At 68.7% G+C, this 20784-nt stretch carries 15 protein-coding genes and 2 pseudogenes; 6 read left to right on the plus strand and 11 right to left on the minus strand.

Annotated elements, in window-relative coordinates; translation table 11 throughout:
- Positions 1-163: 163 nt before the first annotated feature.
- From QA861_RS47375 to QA861_RS01770, 3 genes and pseudogenes are all read right to left on the minus strand, one after another.
- Positions 164-472: pseudogene (locus QA861_RS47375) on the minus strand (hypothetical protein); the annotation flags it as partial.
- Positions 403-579: pseudogene (locus QA861_RS47380) on the minus strand (DUF6192 family protein); the annotation flags it as partial. The pseudogenes QA861_RS47380 and QA861_RS47375, both read right to left, overlap by 70 nt.
- Before the next feature lie 660 nt (positions 580-1239).
- A complete protein-coding gene (locus QA861_RS01770; RefSeq protein WP_334586388.1) occupies positions 1240-1713 on the minus strand; it encodes a MarR family winged helix-turn-helix transcriptional regulator in 474 nt (157 codons plus the stop codon).
- Between the two features lie 73 nt (positions 1714-1786).
- On the opposite strand from QA861_RS01770, the gene QA861_RS01775 reads away from it, so the two are divergent.
- From QA861_RS01775 to QA861_RS01785, 3 genes are all read left to right on the plus strand, one after another.
- Positions 1787-2161: a cupin domain-containing protein gene (locus tag QA861_RS01775; protein ID WP_334586389.1), complete on the plus strand. Its 375-nt coding sequence runs from the start codon at positions 1787-1789 to the stop codon at positions 2159-2161.
- Between the two features lie 212 nt (positions 2162-2373).
- Positions 2374-2649 (plus strand): hypothetical protein, encoded by a 276-nt coding sequence (locus QA861_RS01780; RefSeq protein ID WP_334586390.1) that lies wholly within the window; start codon positions 2374-2376, stop codon positions 2647-2649.
- A gap of 789 nt (positions 2650-3438) precedes the next feature.
- A complete protein-coding gene (locus tag QA861_RS01785) occupies positions 3439-4254 on the plus strand; it encodes a chitosanase (protein WP_334586391.1) in 816 nt (271 codons plus the stop codon).
- Between the two features lie 374 nt (positions 4255-4628).
- Here the strand turns inward: QA861_RS01785 and QA861_RS01790 are convergent, their stop codons facing one another.
- Positions 4629-7658, minus strand: a complete 3030-nt coding sequence (locus QA861_RS01790; RefSeq protein WP_334586392.1) for an RICIN domain-containing protein — start codon at positions 7656-7658, stop codon at positions 4629-4631.
- Positions 7659-7860: 202 nt separating this feature from the next.
- Positions 7861-9657 (minus strand): alpha-L-fucosidase, encoded by a 1797-nt coding sequence (locus QA861_RS01795; protein ID WP_334586393.1) that lies wholly within the window; start codon positions 9655-9657, stop codon positions 7861-7863.
- 589 nt (positions 9658-10246) lie between these two features.
- Here QA861_RS01795 and QA861_RS01800 point away from each other — a divergent pair.
- The 3 genes from QA861_RS01800 to QA861_RS01810 are packed head-to-tail and all read left to right on the plus strand — an operon-like array spanning position 10247 to position 12862.
- A complete protein-coding gene (locus QA861_RS01800; protein WP_334586394.1) occupies positions 10247-10753 on the plus strand; it encodes a SigE family RNA polymerase sigma factor in 507 nt (168 codons plus the stop codon).
- A 10-nt stretch (positions 10754-10763) separates the two neighbouring features.
- The gene (locus QA861_RS01805) at positions 10764-11141 is read left to right on the plus strand and encodes a hypothetical protein (RefSeq protein WP_334586395.1); all 378 of its coding nucleotides are present in this window, start codon (positions 10764-10766) and stop codon (positions 11139-11141) included.
- Complete coding sequence (locus QA861_RS01810) at positions 11138-12862, plus strand: dolichyl-phosphate-mannose--protein mannosyltransferase (RefSeq protein ID WP_334586396.1); 1725 nt, start codon at positions 11138-11140, stop codon at positions 12860-12862. Before QA861_RS01805 ends, QA861_RS01810 begins: the two co-directional genes overlap by 4 nt.
- Positions 12863-13657: 795 nt before the next feature.
- On the opposite strand, the gene QA861_RS01815 is transcribed toward QA861_RS01810, so the two are convergent.
- The 6 genes from QA861_RS01815 to QA861_RS01840 all read right to left on the minus strand — a co-directional run bounded on the left by QA861_RS01815 (position 13658) and on the right by QA861_RS01840 (position 20612).
- A complete protein-coding gene (locus QA861_RS01815; RefSeq protein WP_334586397.1) occupies positions 13658-14158 on the minus strand; it encodes a peptidylprolyl isomerase in 501 nt (166 codons plus the stop codon).
- Between the two features lie 192 nt (positions 14159-14350).
- The gene (locus QA861_RS01820; protein ID WP_334586398.1) at positions 14351-16564 is read right to left on the minus strand and encodes an eCIS core domain-containing protein; all 2214 of its coding nucleotides are present in this window, start codon (positions 16562-16564) and stop codon (positions 14351-14353) included.
- Positions 16565-16818: 254 nt separating this feature from the next.
- Positions 16819-17394 (minus strand): alpha/beta fold hydrolase, encoded by a 576-nt coding sequence (locus QA861_RS01825; protein ID WP_334586399.1) that lies wholly within the window; start codon positions 17392-17394, stop codon positions 16819-16821.
- Positions 17395-17459: 65 nt separating this feature from the next.
- Positions 17460-18419: a phosphotransferase family protein gene (locus QA861_RS01830; RefSeq protein WP_334586400.1), complete on the minus strand. Its 960-nt coding sequence runs from the start codon at positions 18417-18419 to the stop codon at positions 17460-17462.
- 234 nt (positions 18420-18653) lie between these two features.
- Entirely contained in the window at positions 18654-19613 is a 960-nt protein-coding gene (locus tag QA861_RS01835; RefSeq protein ID WP_334586401.1) for a DUF1152 domain-containing protein, read from the minus strand.
- A gap of 156 nt (positions 19614-19769) precedes the next feature.
- Positions 19770-20612, minus strand: coding sequence for a phosphotransferase (locus QA861_RS01840; protein WP_334586402.1), 843 nt, complete (start codon positions 20610-20612; stop codon positions 19770-19772).
- Positions 20613-20784: the final 172 nt, after the last annotated feature.

A 20784-nucleotide genomic window follows, 5' to 3' on the forward strand; every position in this document is an offset into this window, starting at 1 on the left:
GGGTCACTCACCTGGGCATTGGGCGGCATTGCAGCGGCCTTCGCCTGATCATGTGCTCCGACCAAGGTGCACCGATCGAGACGAAGGCCGTGAGGGTGGGTCTGCTGCCTGACGCCGGTCCCGGGGAGTCGTTCGGGCGCGAGCGTCACGTTTCCCGGCGGACTTATTCGACTGCCTGACCGCGCGCGGGGACGAACCGTTCGACCTCATGGACCCGTTGTTGTGCGCGGACGGGCCGGTGACCTCGCCGGTGGACATGACGCTGGTGGCCGCACCGGCGCGGGCAAGGGGCCATGCCTCCCGGCGTCGCGGCACGGCTACTCCTCGCCCTTGAGGAGCTGCACGAGCGACCTTCTCGTCCACCGTGACCGGCCGGTCGACCCCCTGGCCGACGACCCGCTTCGCGCCGTCCGGCGTCCACTGCCTCGCGCCGGTGCGCGGGTTGAACGGCGTCTTCAATCGCTGCCCACCGCTCGTCCTCGTCGACCACCGAGGCCAGGATGCGGTGGACCGTGAACGACACCCCTCCTTGCGGCGCTCCTTCGGCCACCGGTTCGCGGTGTAACGCCAGTCCAGCACCGTCCGCCGCTCGACACGATGTCGTCCGCGAACATCTGCAACGACTCCGTCAAGGTGAACAGGTCGCCGTGCCGTTCGGCATGGACCCGCCCGCCGACCTCATCGGCTCGATCCCCAGCGCCATGTCACCCAGGGAGAACTACGCGCGGGCGATCTGCGCGATCAGCTCCTTCGCCTGGGTGCCGAGCTGTTCGTAACGCTGCCGGGTGACGTTCCCGATCCGGTCGGCCAGGTCGGTCATGATGACCACCGCCCTCGCCCGGGCCCGGCCCGGTCACCGTCCCCCGTGATGCGGGCGCGACACGGCGGGGCAGAGCGTGAACCGGGGGCGCTCGAAGCGACAGTCAGACACCCCTGACTCTCCTGCAAACAAAGGGTGTTCAAGATGTTCGCGAGGCGTTCGGCTACGGCGTTTTCGTAACACCGTTCCGCGACGCCCGCCGCTGACGGCAGGTCCCGCACCCGGCAACGGCCCGAGCAGTACACCGCCGCCCTCCACCGCTCCACCCCCACCGTCCACGACCTGCCCCGAACCGGGCACTCCGCCGGGTCTGCTGAAGCCTCCGCCGCCATCGTCTGCGGCATCGGATCAGATGATCCAGCCGTACACACCTCACGGCCGATCAAAAACACCTGCTCATCAACGATCGAGGCCAGCCTTCACCAAACGGGACGCAACGGTGGGATCGATCCTCCGGCCAAGGCTCGAATGACGGCCACCAGCTCAGCTCGTGGAACCTGGAGGCCGACCTCGTGGAGTTGCTTGGCCAGTTGCGCCTCCAGCTCGTGCAAAATCCTTCCGGCTACGGCCAGGTGCTTCAGCGCCTTCTCCGTCAGCACCACGAGCTTGCGCCGACCACCGGCGGGATGCGGCTGACGCTCGACGTACCCCCGCTTCTCCAGGTCGTCGATGATCTGGCCGGCGGCCTGCTTGGTGACCCCGAGTTGCTCGGCGAGCTCGCTGCTCGTGGCGCCAGACCCATGGAGCGCCTGGAAGACCAGGCCGTGCACGGGGCGGAGTTCGGCGTAGCCCGCGGCGTCGAGACGGCTCACGAACTCGGAGAGGACCAACTGGAAGGCCATCCCGAGCAGGTAGGTGAGCTCGGCGGGCGCGAGGGGGTCTTGGGTCTCCATCGGTTCATCTTGACACACACATATAAAGCAGCTTTACTCAAAGTAAGTAAAGACACTTTATATAGGGGGACCCATGTATGTGATCAGTGAGAGTGAGCAGCGGACAACCAACACACCCTCCGGCTCGATGTTCGCCCTGGCGGGCCCCAGCCAGGGCAGCGCCGAGGTCAGCACATGGCGAGTGAAGCTCGGCGTCGACGCGTCCACCCCCGTCCACATCATCGACCGCGAGCAGGTGTGGATGCCGCTGTCAGGAAAGTTCGAGGTCGAGGTGGACGGCAGGACCGAACAGGTCGAGGCCGGCCAGGCACTCGTCCTTTCCGCGGGTGCGGTGCGGCAACTCAAGGCCGTCGGTGGCCCCGCCGAGGCGCTGGTCGCCATGCCCGTCGGGGGCAACGCGATGATGCCGGGCAGTGACAACAAGATCCCGCTCCCCTGGGCGGAGTGACAATCCTCCGACGAACGCCCCGCGCGCGACCAGGACGCTCAAGCGATCAGCCTGTGCACATGTGCCGCGCGAGCATCGTGGACCAGCGTGCCGACGACATGTGACTCTGATCGATAGTTGACGGATGCGAGTGATGATGGGCGAGCCCACGATCATCGGCCGCGGCAGCGCACGCCGGAGATCCTGTCTCTGCCCTTGGAGGAGCCTTGGACTTGCTTTCGGTACTCGATGAGGCGGTGGCCGCCCTCAAGGCGCCCCTGGGGGAAGTCGACCGGCGCCAGGGCTGGACCGATGACCTCCGACGAGAAATCCAGGAAGAGATTTCGGTCAGTCGTTCAGTGCTGCGTCGCCACGGACCCGGCATGGTGCGGCACCTGCGTCCACGGCTGGACGAGTGGATGGAGAGTGAGGAACTGCGACCGGGACGGCTTCGACAGCTGGTGTCAGATGTGCAGCGGCGACTCCTGGATGCTCGCGACACTGCGTAGCGACACCTTTGACGAACTGTCACCCCAAGCGACATTCGCCGGTTACACGTCGACGTCAACCTCTGCGAACCTGTCCCCCTCGGCCCGTCCCCCGCTTGACGGGCGCATCGCGAGCCGGGGGGCGAGAGCTGGGATGACCCTTGTGTTCCTCAGCCGCTTCGGCAGCCGCGGGCGATCGTCAACGCCGTCGACGAGGACCGGACGCTCGTCGTGGACGTCCTGTTCGACCGCTTCCCACAGGTCCCCGACTGGGGGGGCGAACCGGGGCGGGCTCGTACACCTTCCACTTCATCTGGAGCACCGGCGGGCGTACGTCGCGCCGCGCCACCACCCCGACGGGGGCTCACCGTAGGAGAGTTGGAGGCGAGGCCCGGCATCGCCCCGCGTGGTGTCACTCCGCCCACGCCCTCATAGGCGGCGGACAACAATTCGGCCACCTTCGCCCTCTTCTCCGCATGTGACTGACTCGCCGCGTGGTCGCGCGGTACGGGGCGCACGCTCCGTACCGCCGAGAACGCCAAGGGCATGGCTGGGCCGGCTCCCCCCGGGAGACCGCTGAACCCGATCTCCTGAGCCGCTCGCGACCCGGCCCACGGGTTCCCCGTGCGCGGTCGCCGTCCGAGTGGACGGACGACTGACGGTCGGCCGATAACGGGCCGACCGAAACCAACTCCCCCTCCCTTGACGGGTGTACGTCATCCGCAAAGTCTGGTAGGAAACCTTCCTAACAGTTTGCTCGAACAACCGAGCACCTGACTGAGCGCACGACTGAACCCCTGGAGGGACCCCGTGCACACCCCCCACATACGCACGTCACGCCGCACGCTGCTCACCCTGATCGGAGCCTCGCTGGTGGCAGGCCCCCTCATCGTGAGCCAGTCCGCGACCGCCGTGGCCGTCGGCCTGGACGACCCGGCGAAGAAGGAGATCGCCATGAAGCTGGTGTCCAGCGCGGAGAACTCGTCGCTGGACTGGAAGGCGCAGTACAAGTACATCGAGGACATCGGCGACGGCCGCGGCTACACCGCCGGAATCATCGGCTTCTGTTCCGGCACCGGCGACATGCTCGACCTCGTGGAGCTCTACACCCGGCGCAAGCCGGGCAACGTCCTGGCCAAGTACCTGCCGGCCCTTCACGACGTCGACGGCAGCGACTCGCACCAGGGCCTGGACCCTGGCTACCCCGCCGACTGGCGCCGCGCGGCCCAGGACCCGGCGTTCCAACAGGCACAGAACGACGAGCGCGACCGCGTCTACTTCGACCCGTCGGTCAAGCAGGGCAAGGCCGACGGCATCGGCGTACTCGGACAGTTCGCGTACTACGACGCGATCGTCATGCACGGCAACGGCGACGACAGCACCAGCTTCGGCAACATTCGCAAGCGGGCGCTGGCCAAGGCCAAGCCGCCGGCGCAGGGCGGCGACGAGGTGACGTATCTGGACGCCTTCCTCGACGCCCGGGTCTGGGCGATGAAGCAGGAGGAGGCCCACTCGGACACCAGCCGGGTCGACACCGCGCAGCGGGTCTTCCTCCGCAAGGGGAACCTGAACCTGGATCCGCCGCTGGACTGGAAGGTGTACGGGGACAGTTTCCACATCGGCTGACACTGGGGCCCGGGCCCATCCCGGTTGAGCAGGATGGGCCCGGGGTGCCTCCGGCGGACGGTCGACAGCGACGCGGGTTCAAGTCCCGCGTCGCTGGGGGGCCTTGGCCGGCGATCCTTCGGTGGAACGAGCGAGTCGGCCCGATCAGAGTTCGCCGGGTGGGGCGAACCGGCACCCACCGGGTCGCAGCCGTCGGCGCGGATGAGCTGCTCGGTGATCTCGTGGGCGCCCTCGCTCCGGTTCAACCCTGTTCGGGTGTTGCGGCGTTTCCATGGCGACGCGGGCGTGCGGCCGGCCGGGTGCCGGCCGGGTGCCGGCCGACCGCACGTCAGGGGTTCGCGACCGTCAGGACTCGGGTGACGGTCGGAAGCGGATCACGCCGGTACCAGCTGCCATTGCTGGTTGGCACCGCCCCCCGACGTGTACTGGACGACCTTGGCTCCGTCGCCGGTGTCCCAGCCGTTCACATCCGCCACCAGCCCGCTGTCGTGGCTGACGATGGTGAAGTACCCGTCGCCGGTGGGTCGCAGGTACCACTGCTGGTTGGTGCCGCCGCTGGGTGTCCACTGCTGAAGCTGGAGCCCGACGGTCGAGGAGTAGCCGTCGACATCGAGCGCCTTGCCGCTGCTGACGTACTTGAGCGTGTACGCGCCCCCGGGTGCGGTGCCGATGGTCCAGGCGCCGCCGCCCGTGTTCTGGACGATCAACGCGCCGTCCGCGGTCGACCCGCCCGCCACGGCGAGCGGCTTGCCGCTGTTGCGGTTGACGATGCGGTAGTTCGTGCCCGCCGTGGGATGGTTGGCGACCTCGAAGCGGTCGACGACGCCCCAGTCGTGCGTCGCGGCGGCCCGCTGGGTGCCGGTGACACGCACACGGATCGTGTGCGTGCCGGAGGTGAGCCGGGGACTGGTCCACACCGGGACGTCGCCGGTGCGCGCCGTCGAGTACAGGTCGACCACCGACTCGGTCCCGCCGTCGACGGAAACGCCCACCATGCCGTGGCTCGGGGCGGTCACGGCGTGCAGTGTGACACCGGTGCCGACGAAGCTCAGCGTCGACGTGTCGCCCGTGACGTCACTGTAGGAGTTCGTGCCGGCGTACGGGCCGCCGGTCTCGCCGCTCTGGTGGCCCCAGGTGCCGGTGTAGTTCACCGCGGTGGCGGCGTCGTCCACGTTGGTCGCCGGGTTGCCCAGGTTGAGGTACTCGACCGAGTCGGTGAACGTGGTGTTGCCCGACTTGGTGGTCGACAGCACCAGGTACACGCGGGACCCGGTGGCCGGCGCGGTGAACGAGATCGGCTGGGTGACCCGGGAGCCGAGCGGGACGGTGAGGGGTTCGCTTCCGGACGCGATGACCGCGCCCGTGGGGCTGTCGAGTCGTGCCGTCCAGTTCAGGCCGACGGAGGTACCGCTGAAGTCGTCGTTGAAGACGGTGATGTTCCGGGTGATGTTGCTGTTGAAGGCGTACGTGTCCACCGCCTCCGGGAGCGGGAAGTTGCCGTTCGCGTCCGACTTGCCGGAGGCCGACCAGTAGGGCAGGTCGATCGCGGCGATCGGGTTGAACGCGGCCTGGATCCGCTGGATCTGCGGGTTGCTCCACGGGTCTGACAGATTGTCCGCGCCGTAGACGGGGTGGCCGCCCTCTTCGAGGACGAAGTCGGTGGTCCGCACGCCGGGCACGAAGCCGGCCCAGCCGGACAACAGGGTGTAGGGGCGCAGATCGCTGGCGTCCTTGGCTCGCTTGGCGATCGTCGCGGTGGCGAACCACTCGAAGCCCTGCTTGGTGTTGGACTTGTTCCAGACGTACTCGCCCTCACCGTCGGGTCGGCCGGCCAGGGGGGTGAGCGCCTCACCGTACGCGCCGATGCCGTCGACGTAGTGGGAGAAGACGGCGAAGTTGCCGTTCAGCATGTTGGGCCACGGGTTGGTGTTCCAGGCGGTGTCGGCGCTGATCGGCCGGGTGCCGTCGTTGCCGTTCATCGCCGCGTACAGGTCCTTCTCGAACGACTCGGAGTCGAAGGTGCTGAGGTCCGCCTCGTTGCTCTGGCTCCAGCGGATGATCGCGGGATGGTTGCGGTCACGCAGGGTCAGCGCCTTGGCGTGGTTGACCATGTTGTCGTGCCCGGCGACGAAGTCCTGGCAGCTGCAGGTGCCGCGGATTGCCGTCTCGTCGATGACCATCAGGCCCATCTCGTCAGCCACGTCGAGCATGTACGGGCTGGCCGGCTCCTGGTGGATGCGGACCACGTTGTAGTTGAGCCGCTGATAGTTGTCGACCGCCTGCGGCCAGCCCCCATTGCCCGCGGACGGCGGGAGGAAGCCGGGCAGCGTGTCATAGGCGTCGCCCTTGCCGCCGTTGTCGATCCGGTCGTAGTTCGCGCCCTGGAGGCTGTCACCGCGGAAGTTCACCCGCACGCCGTTGAGCTTGTAGAACTCGCCGCTCTGGGTGGTTTCCCGGAAACCGAACCGGTACTTGGCGTCGCTGGTGCGGCCGTCGTCGGTGGACGCGTGCACCGACAGCTGGTGCAGCTGGGCGCGGTATCCGGCACGGTAGGGCACGTTCGGCCACCAGTACGAGGTGGAGCCGAGGTTCCACGCCACCGGGCCGACCGTCACCTTGGCGGTCGAGTGGGCGGCCACGGTGACCGTCTTGCTGGGCAGCGACGGGTAGTTGAACGATCCGCCGTTGTCCGAGGCGAGCGAGCCCGTCAGCGTCACCGACCGCGAGCTGCCGGAGGAGTTCGTCACGGACACGTCGTAGGTGAGGGTCTGGTTGGTCACGGAGGTGCGCACGAACGCGTCGCTGACGTACACCGCCGGATACACGCGCATGAAGGCCGAGCGGTAGATGCCCTGGGGGATCGCCTCGGACCAGTTGGCCGCGTCCGGAACCACGGTCTGGTTACCGTTCATCAGGGCGTAGCGGCCCTTGACGTTCACGCTGATGGTGTGGGTGGTGCCGGGTGCGGCGAAGGGGGATATGTCGAAGTTCGACTGTGCGAAGGAGGTGGTCTGGGTGGCGACCACCTGCCCGTCCACCGACAGCGTCGCCTGGTGGTTCACCGCGCCGAACTCGATCCACACCGACTGCGGCTGCCCCGTGTCCGGCACCGTCACGGTTCGCGAGTACGTCGCCTCGTTCACGTCGGTGAAGCCCTGCTTGTACCAGCCGCCGCCGGGCACGGTGATCGACGTCGCCGCGCGGCCCTTCGGTGTGAAGCCCCATGTACCGGCCAGGTCGACCGACTTGATCGCGGCGTTGCCGGCGGTGAACCCGTTCACGTCCGAGACCGTCGTGGCGGACGCCGACTGCGGCACCGCCAGGATCGCGGCGAGCAGCGCCGCGACGGTGACAAACAGCTGTGCGAAACGTCGCCGGTGTGGCGGCGGCCTGTGCTGGTACATGACTACCTCTCGGTGTTGGGTACGGAAGAATGTGAGCGCGCGGATCCGCCGCCCGGATGATCTCCGGGCGGTCCGTGCTGGAGGAGACGCTGCCCACGGGTGGGACACCGGCCTGTACGAAGCCGGAACGAAGGCGATGGCGCGGGTCTGGCAGCGGATGCGCACCGGCGCTGACAGCGAAGGCGCAAGGGGCTGCGAGTGGTCAGCTCAGCCTGGTCATGTTCCACTGCTGCGGGGAGCCGCCGTTGGCGGACCACTGGATGACCGTGCTTCCCTCCGTGTCGATGTTGGCGTTGTCCAGCACCTTTCCGCTGTGCCGATTGGTGAGCCGGTACGCGCCACCGCCCAGTGCGGTGACGGCCCACTGCTGCTGGGCGCTGCCGTTGTCGGTCCGCTGCACCATCGCCGCGCCGTCGCCGGTGTTGCCGTTGTCGTCGAGGACCTTGCCGCTGCGGACGCAGACCAGCTTGTGGTAGCCGTGGTCCAGAGCGGTGACCGTCCACTGTTGCTGGGGGCCGCCGTTCTGCGTCCACTGGATCACCGAGTTGCCCTCGGCGGTGGTGTTCCAGTTGGCGAGGGCCTTGCCGCTGCGGGAGCTGACCAGCCGGTAGACGCCGTCCGCGAGGACGGCCGGCATGCCGCTGAGCTCCACACAGACCACTGAGTCGCTGGCGTCGGGCGCGGTGGCCGGCACGCTGACGTTGATCTGACCGCCGCTGACCGTGTAAGGGAGCAATCCCGAGGGGTTGTTCAGCAGGTAGACACGGTTGACGGTGTTGTGGACCGCCGGGATCTGCAGGGTGCCGCTCGTGGGCCAGGTGAAGACGTGGGCGAACAGCTTGCCGTTCTTCTTGGTGATCCTGCCCCAGGAGGGCTCGGTGGTGAAGGGACTGCCGCTGGTGCCGTGGATGCTGTCGCCGTAGGTGGCCATCCAGGTGGCGATCCCGCCCAGCGCCGTCGTGGTCCCGGCCGACACGCTGCCGTCGCCCTTCGGGCCGATGTTCAGCAGGTAGTTGCCGTCCCGGGAGACGACCGTGACCATCTCCTGGACTAGGTCCTTCACGGACCGGTAGTTGTTCTCGGCCCAGTCCGTGTAACCCCACTGACCGTTCAAGGTGGCGCAGGTCTCCCAGAGCCGGTCCAGCGGCGCGGCGGGAACGGTCTGCTCCGGGCAGGCGAAGTCGCCGAGACCCTGGTCCCGCTTGACGCGTTCGTTGACGACGAGGTTGGGCTTGCGGGCCATCAGCCAGCCGTACAGGTCCTCACCGTCGGCCTTGGTCCACCAGGCGCTGAGTGTGGGGGTGGACGGGTTGGGGCACCAGTCGCCGTCGAACCACAGGACGGCCGGGTCGTAACGGTCCAGCAGTTCCTGCAACTGGCCCTTCATGTCGTTGATGTAGGCGGTGCGGGCGGCCTGCGACGACATGTCGGAGAACAGCGTGCCGTTGTTGATGGTCTGCGAGGGGTGGTTCCAGTCCAGGATCGAGTAGTAGAGCCCGAACTTGATGCCTCGGTTCTCGCATTCGGTCTTCAACTGGGCCAGCAGGTCGGGCTGGAAGCCTTTGTAGTCGTGCAGGTTGTAGAGCTTGTTACCGGTGGTGTCGGTGAAACCCGGGACGTTGGAGTCCCACATCGCGTAGCCCTCATGGTGCTTGGCGGTGATCACGAGGTACTTCATGCCGGCGTTCTTGGCCAGCTCGGCGATGGTGGCGGCGTTGAAGGCGGTCGGCTTGAACGGGGTGGTCACCTGGGTCTGGTAGTTGGCCTTGCTCCAGTTCTCGGCGCTGAACGCCCACTCGCCGTGTCCGAGGTAGGAGTAGGAACCGAAGTGGATGAACATCCCGAACCGAGCCTGGTACCACCAGTCCAGCTTCGAGGAGACGGTGTAGGCCTCGGCCCCCTCGGGCCACACGACCTGCGGCAGACCGAACGCCGCGGTACCTCCGGCGAGGGCTGCGGCCTTGATGAGGGACCGCCTGCTGAGGGGGGCAGAGGACATGGTGCGGCTCCTGGAAGGTTAAGGACACATGGGGGGGTCGACCTGGTTGCCCGCGGGACAGCACTGATGTGGGGGAACGCCGGCTCACATCCGCTCGGGGCCAGAGCAACCCCGCACGGACGTAGGATGTATTAACCGGCAAAGTCGCACACTGTGTCTAGAGCATGCACACAGAAATGAGGAAACTCCCGCTCAACGCAGCGCACTCGGATTCGGCGGCAACCAAAACATAGGATGCTTGCAGCCCACTCGAAGACGCGAGCACCGCGTCGCAGCACAGCCCGGCCCAGCCGTGCACTTCCGGGGCCGCGACCTGGCCCCACCGGAAAGCACAGGATCCGTTGCGCGCTCCCCAAGAAGGGCGAACGAGCTGCGGGAGGCGGGCAGTCGGGGACACCCGCAGGGTGACATGTGATCCATGCCACACGGCCAGGGTGCATAGCCGGGCGCGGCCCAGTGCCTTAGTGAAGGGTGTAGGGGGTCCGCGGTCGCGCGGCGGCGTATGTGGTCGATGAACGTGTCCGCCGCTCCGCGCCACGAAGACGCGGTCGGGGCCGGCGAGTCCGGCAGGGGGCAAGGGGCGACACCGATGGGGCAGTTGCGGGCCGATGAGTTCGACCGCTTCGTCGCGGCTCGGTGGTCGGTGTTGCTCCATCTTGCGCGGCTGCTGACGGCCGGGGACCGGCACCGGGCCGAAGATCTGCTGCAAGAGGCGCTGGTCAAGCTCTGGTTCGCCTGGCCGAAGGTGTCCGAGCAGGCGCCCGAGGCCTACGTGCGCAAGGTCCTGGCCCGTGCCGCGGCCCGCTCGGCGCGGCGACGCTGGTGGGGCGAGCGCCCCGTGGACCAGCTCCCTGATCCGCCCGAGGTGTCCGACGCGACCGCCGCCGTGGACGAACGGACCCGGTTGGAGGCCATGTTGGCGTTGCTGCCGGCGCGGCAGCGCACCGCGGTCGTGCTGCGTTACTACCAGGATCTGCCCGAGCGGCAGGTCGCTGAGGTGCTCGGGTGTCCGGTGGGCACCGCCCGTTCGCTGACGACACGCGGTGTCGCGCGGTTGCGGCGGCTCATGTCCGATGCGGTCGAACCGGTGGAATGAAGAGGGAGCCATGGATCACTTCGAGCAGGACCTGGCGCGGATGCTGCGTGACAGCCGGCAGGACACGCCGTACGAGGACCGGCACCGACACCGTCTACGAGTTGCCGTGCGCGCCCGGCAGCGGTCCCGGACGGCATGGATGGCCACCGGTTCCGCGCTGGCGATCGCCGGGTTCGGAGTCGGGCTGATGGCCCTGTCGGACACCGTCGCCCACGGCGATACCACGCCCCGGCCCCGCCCCGTCACCTCCGCCGAGTCGGTCCCGGGGCCGCCGGTGGTCCGCCCCGCGTCGACCGCCGAGGAGGGTTCGAATCCGGCCTCCACGCCGGCCACCCGGCCGCGGCCGATGCCGTACCGCCTCATCACGAGCGGAAAACCCACCACGTGATCCAGAAGAACGCGCCCGCGCCCGTCCCCGTGACGGGGAACGCGGCGGATCGCCCGCCGATCTCCTGGGAGCGGCGGCTGCAGGGTTTCGGGTACGCCGGGCACGCGCACGCGTCTGTGCACGACCGTCTCGTCGCGCCCTTTCCCGCACCACGACCACGGCCACCACGGCTCCGCGATCCGTGCGGGCTGTCCTGGGCGGCTGCGCCGCGCTGGTCGGGGTGGGGCTGGCCGCTGCTGGTGACGTTGTGCGCCGGGCTGCCACGCTTCTGGCGTCTGGGCAGCCCACGGGCGGTGGTGTTCGACGAGACGTACTACGCCAAGGACGGCTGGTCCTTGCTGCGGCTCGGTTACGAGGGCACCTGGCCGGACCGCAAGATCGCCGACCCGCAGATCCTGGCCGATCCGCAGGTGATCCCGCTCTCCGACACCGGCTCCTTCGTCGCGCACCCGCCCACGGGCAAGTGGGTGATAGCCGTCGGCGAGTGGGCGTTCGGCCTCACCCCGTTCGGCTGGCGCTTCATGACGGCGGTACTCGGCACCCTGTCGGTGCTGATGCTGTGCCGGGTAGGGCGCCGTCTGCTCCGTTCGACACTGCTGGGCTGCCTCGCCGGGGCACTGATGGCGGTGGACGGCCTGCACTACGTGATGAGCCGCACCGCTCTGCTCGACCTCGTCGTCATGTTCTTCGTACTGGCGGCGTTCGCGAGCCTGCTCGTCGACCGCGACCACGCGCGCGCCCGGCTCGCGGCGGCACTGCCGGTCGACGAGGACGGCAGGGTACGACCCGACGCGCACACCGGCGATCACGCCGGAACGGGAGTGCGGCCCTGGCGAGCGGCAGCGGGCCTCTTTCTGGGGCTGGCGGCATCGACCAAGTGGAACGGTCTGTACTTCCTCGTCTTCTTCGTGGTCCTCACCCTGCTGTGGGATGTCGGCTCGCGCCGCGTGGCGGGAGCGCACCACCCCTACCGCGCGGTACTGCGCAAGGACCTCGGCAGGTCGGTGCTGACCGTCGTTCCGGTCGCCGTGATGACGTATCTGGCGACATGGACCGGCTGGTTCCTGTCCGACGACGGCTACGGACGCCACTGGGCCGACGACCGCGGCGGCGCCTGGTCGTGGATTCCGGCGCCGTTGCGCAGCCTGTGGCACTACGAGTCAGGGGTGTACCGGTTCAACATCGGTCTGCACATTCCGCACAAGTACGAGTCGAACCCCTGGAGTTGGCCGATCCAGGGCCGGCCCGTGCTGTTCCACTACCAGTCACCGAAACCCGGCACCGACGGCTGCCCCACGACGAGCGACTGCTCACAGGCGGTCCTCGCCCTGGGCACACCGCTGCTGTGGTGGGCGGCATGCTGCGCGCTCGTGTATCTGCTCTACCGGTGGGCGCTGCGCCGCGACTGGCGTGCCGGCGCCATCCTGTGCGCCGTGGGTGCCGGCTATCTGCCGTGGTTCCTGTACCAGGACCGCACGATCTTCTCGTTCTACGCGATCGTCTTCGTGCCGTACCTGTGCCTGGCCGTCACCATGATGCTGGGAGCTCTGCTGGGGCCGCCGGGCGCGGCTGACGGGCGCCGGGTGCGAGGCGCGGTGGCCGCGGGTGTGCTCGTCCTGCTCATCGCCTGGAACTTCATCTACTTCTTCCCGATCTACTCCGGGCAGACGATCCCGTACGCCGACTGGCACGCCAGGATGTGGCTCGACACCTGGATCTGAGCCCTGCCGCACGGCGCCACGGTGTACCGGGGCGCTCACGAGCCGGCTTCGACCCGATGCGGGTCACGAGGCGGGACAGCGCCGATCTGGACGGTACGGACAGCTTGAGGTAGATCGAGGACAGGCGCGTCTCCACGGTGCGTCGGCTGAGGTGGAGTCGGTCCACGAGCGGCGGGCGCCCCCGTCGGCGGTGATCCGGTGCCAACGCCCGCTCGCGTTCCGCATGACATCCCCATCGGCCGGCGCACCCGAAAAACCCCCTGCCGTCAGCGTGCCGGACGCACGCCTCCGAGCCATCCGTGAAACCACGTATCTCGGCCTTGGTTCGGTGGCCGAACGCTGAGGCCCGTGGTATGCCCGTTCGCGTGGACACGTCCGACGGTCACGTCCACTTCCAACCCCTCCGGCGGGCCGGGACTCTCGACGAGGGCCTCGCACGAACCGGCCGGTGACATCGCCCGGAGGGGCGGTCAACCGGGGGCAGCATGTGACGTTCCATCAACTCGCCTGTGGACGCGGGATGTTCACGGGCCAGGAGCAGGCCGCTGGCGTACGCGGCCGGCACTCGTCATTGGGCTGGACGTTCTCCGCCGGGAGGGGGCACGCAGGAGACCTTGGCTGTCAACCTCGTGGGGCACCGACCCGGGCTGGTGGCGAAGGGCGGCGGCAGACACCACCCGGGACAGGGCCGGGCGCCGACGGCACCCAGCCCGTCCCCCGTCAGTGGCGGCGCGCCCTCCGGCAGCTCTGGACACTTGCCGTGTCCAGTAGCCGCAGGCACACCACTGGTGATGATCAGGCGGGGGAGACGACGCCGCTCTCCTCGATGACGAGCTTCTTCGAGGTGGAGCCGGAGCGGTTGCCGAGCGCCTCGATCGTCTTGACGATGTCCGCGCCCTCGACGACCTCACCGAAGACGACGTGCTTGCCGTCGAGCCACGGGGTCACAACGGTGGTGATGAAGAACTGCGAGCCGTTGGAGTTCGGACCAGCGTTGGCCATGCTCAGCAGGAACGGCCGGTCGTGCTTGAGCTGGAAGTTCTCGTCGGCGAACTTCTCACCGTAGATGCTCTTGCCGCCCGTGCCGTTGCCGTTGGTGAAGTCACCGCCCTGCAGCATGAACTCGGGGATGACACGGTGGAAGGGGGCACCCTTGTAGCCGAAACCGTTCTGGCCGGTGGCCAGCTCGCGGAAGTTGCGGGCGGTCTTCGGCACGACATCGTCGAACAGCCGGAAGACGATGCGCCCGAGGTCCTCACCGTTCGCGGAAACCTGGAAGTAGACGTTCTCACTCATGGCAGCGATTCTCCACCATGAGCACAGACCTGCGGGACCCGACCCCGCCTCCGTCACTCCCTGTCACTCTTTCGTCGCCCGCCGCACCGGCCCGCCCGCCCGTGCGGCGCCTCCCGGTCGGCGGTCGCCGCGCCGTGCGGACACACCCCTGCCCGCGGTCGCCGGATCCCTTGAGCGGCCCGGCCACTGTCGTCAGGATGGCGGCTGTGTCCGGGGGCCGACCAGTCCCTCGTACAGGGCCCGCCGCTCCGTCGACCCTTCCTCGGTCCCCGCCAGCAAGGCGTCCCACTGCGTCTTGATCTCGTCCAGGAACGTGCGCCAGTCGCCGCTGGGATGGGCCCTGCCCATCTCCCCCAGCTCGACCATGCGTTCGTTCTTGCCCAGGCCGCCCGAGCCGACCTTGTCACCCTTGTGGCCGTGCATGACCGACTCCGGGTTGGCGGTGGCCTCGGTGGAGCGGAAGTCGTGCTCGTAGCCCACCGGACTGGTGGCATGCGGCGCCAGGGTCTCGATGCCGATCTGCAGCGAGCCGTCCTTTTTCGTGGTCGGCCGGTGGTGGATCAGCAGCATGTGGCCGTACGACCCGTTCGGCAGCACCACATCGCCGTTCCAGTCCTTGGAGCCGAGACCGCCGCCGGAGATGTCCTGCCCCCACAGGTCCGGACGGTCCGCACCCATGGACACCACGTTGGTGGCCGACGCCAAGAGGCCCCCCTTCTCCTTGAACGTGCCGGGCCTGCCCTCCTTGTTGTCTCCGATGGAGGTCCGGTGCGTGGCGAAGCCGCGGTCGACGACGTCCCCCGCACGGGTGTCCGAACGGTCGTTCTGGGTCACGCCCAGGAACTCCGGCAGCGAGTAGGCCGGAGCGTCGGCGGAACTCAGAGCGGGGATACGGATGTTGACCCGGCCGCCGTGGGCGAGGGCGCGGATGACGTCCTTCTCGTAGTCGGCCACGTGCGCCCCGGCCTCCGGGTCGTACAGCTTCAGCCCGTGCTGCAGGATGAGCAGCACCTTGGTGAGCATCTCTCGGGCCCGCGCGTCCTTCGCCTCGTGGGTCGGCGTCGTGCTCTTGCCTTTGCCCTTGCCCTTGGCTGTCGTGGGACTCGTCTCGGGGACCCCGGCCGGGTGCCGGCGATCGTGTGCGATCCCGGCCGGGTACAGGGTGTCGATGGCCGTCTCCCGGATCTGGTGGTCGCGCTCCCGCTCCAGGTCCTGCTTCTCCTGCGGCCCGATACCGGACGCCTTGCTGAGCATGAACCGGCCGAGCGTGTAGTCCGGCGAGATGGGCGTGTCCTGACCCGCCTCACGCACGGCCGGGTGGTTGGCGCGGACGGCCAGTGTGGCCGTGAGGACGCGCTTGCCCGCGGGAAGCGTCAGCCAGTCCTTGAACCCGCTCTCACTGTATTTCTCGGCCTGCTCGTAGGTGCCGATGCCCACCTTCTGGAGCCACTCCGCGTTCACCTCGGAGAGGTGTTTGATGTCGTCCAGATCCTGGTCGTTGAACGCCTCGCCGCGCATCACCCGCCGGTCGAGGGTCTTCCTGAGCCGGGCCGGTCCTTCGACCATCCACTGTTCGGGCCACCAGGTGCCCGGCGCGAAGACGTTCTTCTTCGTCTTCTTCTGGACCGTGTGCAGTTCGATCGACTGGCTCAGGCGGGCGATGGCTTCCGCCCCCTTGGCCTGCTTCCCTGCCCCTTCGGCCGCCGAACTCCGCTCGGCCTGCTCGGGCTCGGCGGAATCCTCGGTCGCGGCGTTCTGGCGCATCCGCTGGACGGACGCCGGGCCGGCGTGGGGATGCGCGTGGGGATGCGCGTGGCCGTGCTCCTCATGGTCGGACAGGTGCCCCTGCTCGGCCGGCAGGCGCTGGACGGGTGCGGGGGCGCCCATCACCTGGTCGGCCACCGCGACCGCCCGGCGTTCGCCCTCGTCACCCTCGCTCGAGATGCTCAGGCCCGCGCCGTTGTCGGTGCCCGGCACAGGTCCCGCCGCCTGGTCGAGGGTGTGCGCCAGCTCGTGCGCCCAGTCCTTCTTCGACATCCCTCCACCATCGACGATGTGCACGCCGCTGGTGAACGCCCTGGCCTCGACCGAGGCGGCCGCACGCTGCGCCGCCGGCCCGTCATGCACCCGCACCCCGCTGAAGTCAGCGCCCCCGAACCGCTCCTCCATCTCGCCGAGCAGCGCGGTGTCGAGAGGCCGCGACGACGACCGCAGACCCTCGTCCACCGCGGCCCGCTGCACCTGAGGCAGACCGGTGGTCTCCGTCTCCCGGCCGGCCCCGCCGGCAGCCACGCGCTGCAGATGCCGTACCCACGCACTGCTCATCGCCGTCGGCGCCTTCGTCCGGCGCGTCGCGTCCGATGCCCGCCCCACGGCCTCGCGGTGCTCCCGATCAACGGAGTGCACAGATGATCCTCCTCGGTAACTGGGGTGCCCTGTCTACCGGTTGTAGACGAAACCCTCCCCACCGGGGAAGGACCTAAGGGGCAGCATCCGATGGCCGCGGGGCCCGGAAGCAGGCAGTCGCCCCTCTGCGTCCCGGGCCCTGGAGCCGCTCCTCGTGCAGGTAGTGGCCGGCGCCGAGCCAGTGCTCCATCCTGGACTGAGGTTGGTGGGGAGGCCACGCTCGCAGGCGACGGCCCCCTCCGAGGTCCAGACGGTCAGCGACGGCTGGACGCGGCGGCGCAGGTACGCCTCGCTCCGGGGGCGGATGCCGACCGCGTCCGGGTCGGTGCACATGCGCGCGTACGACTGGGCGACGACATGGTCCGGGGTGCCGAGCACGGTGCGGACATGGGCGGGGTGGCCGGGGAGAACGCGCCGGCCACGAACTCGGCGGCTGCCCGGGCGCCGCGTGCCCGGTAGCCGGCCAGGCGCGCGGGGATCCCGTCCACTTCGGCGCTATGGGAACCGTGGGCGGGGTCGAGGGCGATGACCGACCGGACGAGCTCCGGGTGCCGTACGGCGAGCAGGTTGACCACCTGCCCACCCATCGAGTGGCCGACGGCGACCACCGGTCCGGTGCCGAGGGTCTCGATCAGTGCGGCCAGGTCGTCCGCCATGTTCACCAGCGTGTTGCCCAGGTCCGGTACCCCGGAGCGGCCGTGGCCGCGCAGGTCCGGGACGACCACGCGGAATCGCTCGGCCAGCTCCTCGCTATGCGGCGACCACTCCCGGCAGGCGCCCACGGGGCCGGTGTCCGTGCAGAACAGGCGGATGCGGCCGGTGTCGATCACGCGGGACAATCCTCGTCAGGTCACGTACGCGAAGTCCGCGTGGCATCTGCTGCTGGGTCCCGGTGTCAGCCCGGCGCGTCCATCAAGGCGGTGACATAGGCATCCAGCCGCTCCTCCACGGCTCGCGTCGTCAGCTCCGCCCTACCGGCCTCCCGCCATGGCTGGGACACCGACCGCACTTCTTCCGAGGCGGCCAGCGCGTCCCGCACCCGCCAGTACAGCCGCTCGCTCGCGGTCGCGGCCAATACCCCGCCGGCCTCCTCGTACGCCTCGGCGAACCGCATACCCCACGCCGGGCCGTGCAGAAGCGCGAGATTGACGGAGCAGTGCGCCACATCGAGATCCGCCGGCCCCCAGGAGGCCGCTGCCCAGTCGACGACGCCGGTGGTCCGGGCATCTTCCGGGTGTGAAGGCGGTACGTCGAACAGCACGTTGCCGGGCTGGAAGTCCCGGTGCAGGAAGCGCCCTTCACAGGGCGGCGCGGGCTTGCGGATCACGTCGATCGCCGCGGTCCATACGGCCGCGTCGGCGCCCTTCGGGACGACGACGGTGTCGGCGGTCGTCAACGTCACATATTCTCGGGGCCGCTCGACGGGTCGTAGCGCGTGAATCGCCACGAGTTGGCGGGCCAGCAGGCGAACACGCGTCTCCACTCCCTGATCGTCGAGGACCGTCCGGCCCGCCAGATGTGTCATCAGGAGCGACGGAAACTCGCACTGCGTGGCGGTCGGATCAACCGCGACCAGTGAAGGAGCCGGCACGCCGGTCCCCGTGAGCAGGGTCAGGGCGCCGGCCTCCCCATCCAGCCCGCCCTCGGCGTGCTCCACGTAGAACGGGTCGACGTAGGTCCGCAGCACCAGGTCACGGGTGCCTCCGTCCCGCATCCCGATGGTCAGCCGCCGCATCTCGGCGGTGCTGCCGCCGTGCAGTGCCGCGGCCTTGACGATCCGCTCGCCGGCCTCCAGGTGCCGGCTCACCCAAGCCAGTGTCAACGGCCGGACAGCCGCCGCCTCATCGTGGTTCATCACCGTGTCACCTCATCATCCGGACGTCGGCACACGCGAAGGTTTTTACGGGTGGCGACGGGCGTGCGGCTGAGGTCAGCAAGCCGAGGATCTCAACACGGTGACTTGACAGGGAATCGCCGGGATGCGGGAAGCCGCCGGGCGGAAGGTGGGCGGCGCCGGGGTATGTGATGGCGTAGTCCCACAGGACCCGGTCCGTTTCCATCGCCGGACCGCGCGAAGTCGGTGTGGTCCCTAGTGTGGGAAGCGGCGGGGTGGGCGCGTCACTCTGGACTCGCGGAACTCGGCTATCCGCGAGTGGACTTGGCGCATCAGGTGGGTGTCCTCGATCCGATCCAGGTAGAGGCAGCGGGCGGCCAGGCCCGGGAGGTCGAAGGCGAAGTACAGGGACATCAGCGGGTTCACGAACAACTCGCTCCCCCGGGTGCGATCAGTGAACCGGACGTCACCGAAGGAGCCGCGCACGGCCGCCGCGATCGATCCGTTCACGATGCTGGGGTGCTCCGGGGTGTGGTGCTGAGCGTGTGTCACCGCGTCGAGGTAGAGCGCGCCCTCACGGGTGGCGCGCGGCATCGAGAACGCGCCGAGGTACGCGCCGTCGCGCTCCAGCGCGGCGATGTTCTCCAGTACGTGCACGTGGTTGACGCCGTGGTACGCGTCCACGCCGAAGCCCACTGACACGACGAGCCGGGTCGGTATGGAGTCCAGCGCGGCCAGCGCCGCCACGCTGGTGAGGTCCTCCTCGGGAGTGCCGAGCCCGGATTCGTCACCGCGCATCAAAATGTCCGTTCCGCCGTCGACCAGCACCACAGCGTCGATGTCGTGCAGCTCGATCAGTGCTTGGTAGGCAGCGCGCAGCGGGCGTACCCCGGTCTGGGGGAAGGCATACACGGTGGACGGGTAGCCGTTTAGGCGCAGCCACTGCGCGAGGGTCCGCTCCGGGAAGTAGTTCTGGTGCAGGGCGGAGTCGGGAGTGACGGCGGCCAGGTCGGGGGCGGCCCAGTCGTCGAGGGGGAGCCCGGCGAGTGCGCTGAAGGACAGGTTGGCGAGATGGACCTCCTTGCCCTGATGCAGGAGGGAGAGGGCCAACGGCAGGCCGGAGTAGATGTCGAAGCCGCCACCCGCGCCCGCGACGAGGATCCGTTCGGAATCGGCGAGGCGGCTGAAGAAGGGGTTGGCGTGGAGAGACGTCATGACGGTCATTGTCCGGGGGCCGGCGTCTTGATGAACCAGATCGGGCCGCCCGTGGTCTGCGTGCGCTTTCCTGCCCTGCTGATTCCGGCGCAGTGCGGGGACCGAGTTCACTGACAGGCTCCAACTTCAGTGCGTCATGGGCCTTCTGTGGGTTTCTCAGCCCAGCCCGCAGCGGTCGAGTGCGGCACGAACCCGGTCGAGTCCCTCAGCCCGCCGGCGGTCCCGGTCAGGCATTTGATCGCCCTCGCGCCAGCGCCAGGCCGAGAACATCGCCCAGTTCAGAGCGCGGCACCGGTGAACCAGGTCCTGGTCGGCCCCGGCGTAGCGCCTGCCCACTTCTTCGGGCGCATGAGCGAGGTCGAACTCGATCGGACCACGGCAGCATGTGGCGAGATCCACGAAGAGCGGCCCTCTCCTCGTGTTGAGGAGGTTCCCGGGATGCGGCTCGCCGTGCAGCAGCTGGTCGTCGGCGTTCGAGACGCTGATCGCTGCGCTCAGTCCACCGAGGGTGTCACTGAGGAATTGCCGGTCGGCGTCGTGCAGTTCGGGGGACCGCACCCGGTCGTTCACCTCCCTCAGCGCCCCGGCGACCCGATCGGTGAAGTGCGGTGCAACCAGATCGATCTCCCGCAGGGCGGCATGGTGCCGTGTGAACGCGTCCGCGTAGTCGGCCGGCGCGACCTCTGATCCCACAGGTTCGTAGTAGGTCCAGAGGGAGATGGCGAAGGCATCACGCACATGGACACGGGGTTCGACCCGAGGGTCCAGCTCAGCCACCGGCGCGTCGACGTAGGCGAGACGGCGAGCGACCTCTACTTCGAACTCGGAATCGGCCAGCTGCCCCGAAGGAGCGACCCGAGCCAGCACCCCACAAGGGATCAGGTGCAGCGCGACGCGGTCCGAGTTGTGGATGACGACTACATCGTCGACCCGGAGGCCCAGCTCCGAAGCTGTCGCCCGTCCTGCCTCAACTGCGCGTCGAAGTTCATTGGGCTGCACACCGTCTCCCTCTCTGCCGAGTACACAAACGCACCTGGGGACCACAGTGACACCACCGATGTCCTCGCGAACATCGTCCGGCGCCCGATCCAGAGGGAACCGGCCGCCATCCACGCTGAGACCGGCGTCCTATGACGGCGATGATCCGCTCCCTGTTGCGCTCGGCGTCACT

The organism is Streptomyces sp. B21-083 (genome assembly GCF_036898825.1).
Lineage (GTDB): Bacteria > Actinomycetota > Actinomycetes > Streptomycetales > Streptomycetaceae > Streptomyces.